Annotated in this window: 1 protein-coding gene; it reads left to right on the forward strand. The window is 52.6% G+C overall.

Annotated features, from left to right (window positions below; all coding sequences use genetic code 11):
• The coding region (locus RMO84_RS08375; RefSeq protein WP_310488010.1) for a response regulator at positions 1-1,669 on the forward strand (1,669 nt) is incomplete at its 5' end.
• Between the last annotated feature and the right edge of the window lie 237 nt (positions 1,670-1,906).

The following is a 1,906-nucleotide window of genomic DNA, read 5'->3' on the forward strand; positions in this document are numbered from 1 at the left end:
TTTGGTCGAAATGACCCAAAAATCACGGATGACAATGGGCAAACGCAAACAACTACTTGCCGAAGCTCAATCCGAATTATTTGCCGCCAGAATGGTTGAGATTGCGGGCGTCCTCAATCGCTTCCCGCGCTTGCTCCAGCAGATGATCGCCTCCCATCGCAAACCCGCCCAACTGCAACTGATTGGCAGCGAAGTCTCGATCGATAAAATCATCGCCGAAAAACTCTACGATCCGTTACTCCACTTGGTACGGAATGCTTACGATCACGGCATCGAAACCCCAGAACAACGCGCCGCTCAAGGTAAATCCGCCAGTGGGACGTTGACAATTAAGGTTTACCATCAAGGCAACCGCACCCGAATCGAAGTCAGCGATGACGGTCAAGGCTTGAACTGGCCGAAGATTCGCCAGCGCGCGATCGATATGCACTTACTCGACGCCAGCCACACACCGACCGAGGCCGAACTCGCCGAAATCATGTTTGCGCCCGGATTCTCGACCGCTGAGAAAGTCAACGATCTTTCCGGTCGCGGTATCGGCTTGGATGTCGTCCGCGATCGGATTGGAGCCTTACAAGGGACGATCGACGTCCGCTCGGTGGCTGGCAAAGGTACGACCTTTGTGATGCAATTCCCACTCAATCTGACCACGACACGGTTGATGATTTGTGAGTCCCAAGGCGGCGTTCACGCATTGCGATCGGAAGCAATCAGTCAAGTTTTACTACCCTCCGCCGATCGCATCGTGTCCCAATCCTTGGAATCCAGTCAAGGCAAAGCTAATTTCTTGCGCTGGGGCGATGATGCTACTCAGAAATTGATTCCGATTTATCCGCTCCATAGTCTGCTCGACTATCGGTGTGAAGTCGTCGCTGGCGAGCATCGTGCGGCGGCTAGTCTCTTCCCCGCCAAAGCCAAAAATAGCAGCACCGCCATGCTATTACTCGAAATCGACGATCGCCAGATCTGCCTAGAAGTCGATCGCATCTTGGTCGAGCAAGAACTAGTCGTCAAATCCCTCGGTCAAACCTTTGGATTGACCAACTATATCCAGGGTTACAGTGTCTTAGGTGACGGCAGTCTGACATTGGCACTCGATCCGGTCGAATTAATCGCCCGCGTACATCAATCTACTATTACCACCCAATCCATTCCGGCGAAATTACCGACCTTACTCCCATCCAGCCAACCGGCTTTAGCTCCGGCGATCGATTCATCATTACCCGATGAAGTTGCCAGCACCCTCAACGCGCTCAACGATCGCACCTCCGCCCAACCAGGGCGACAGATGCAAGTCTTAGTCGTCGATGATTCCCTCGTCCAACGCCAAAGCTTGGCGCGATCGCTCACCAAAGCGGGCTGTCAGGTGATCCAAGCCAGCCACGGTCGCGAAGGTATCCTCCGACTCCAAGAACATCCCCGCATTCGCCTCGTCGTCTGCGATATCGAGATGCCCCAAATGAACGGCTTCGAGTTTTTGAGCTACTGTCGCAAAGACCCCAAATTCTCCCAAATTCCGATCGTCATGCTCACCACTCGCGGCGGCCAAAAACACCGCGATCTCGCCATGACCCTCGGTGCCAAAAACTATCTCACCAAACCGCAATCCGATCGCGACTTGCTCGACATCATCGCTACTTTGAATCAGCCTAGTGAAGTTGGAGTCTGACTTAGGGGATAGGGGATAGGGATTAGGGATTAGGGAAATACCAGGTATTTAGAGATCGATAGATTGGAATATCAGATCCGAGAGTCTCATCCACTATCCACTATCCACTATCCACCAGCCTCTATTCTCTATTCCCTATCCCCTATCCCCTAAACCCAACCAATCTCTACCCCCAACCCCCACGCCCAACCACCCAAAACAAACACAAACATTCCAATAGGAACTACGTCTTTTAAC

This window comes from Chamaesiphon sp. VAR_69_metabat_338 (assembly GCF_031423935.1).
Taxonomy (GTDB): domain Bacteria; phylum Cyanobacteriota; class Cyanobacteriia; order Cyanobacteriales; family Chamaesiphonaceae; genus Chamaesiphon.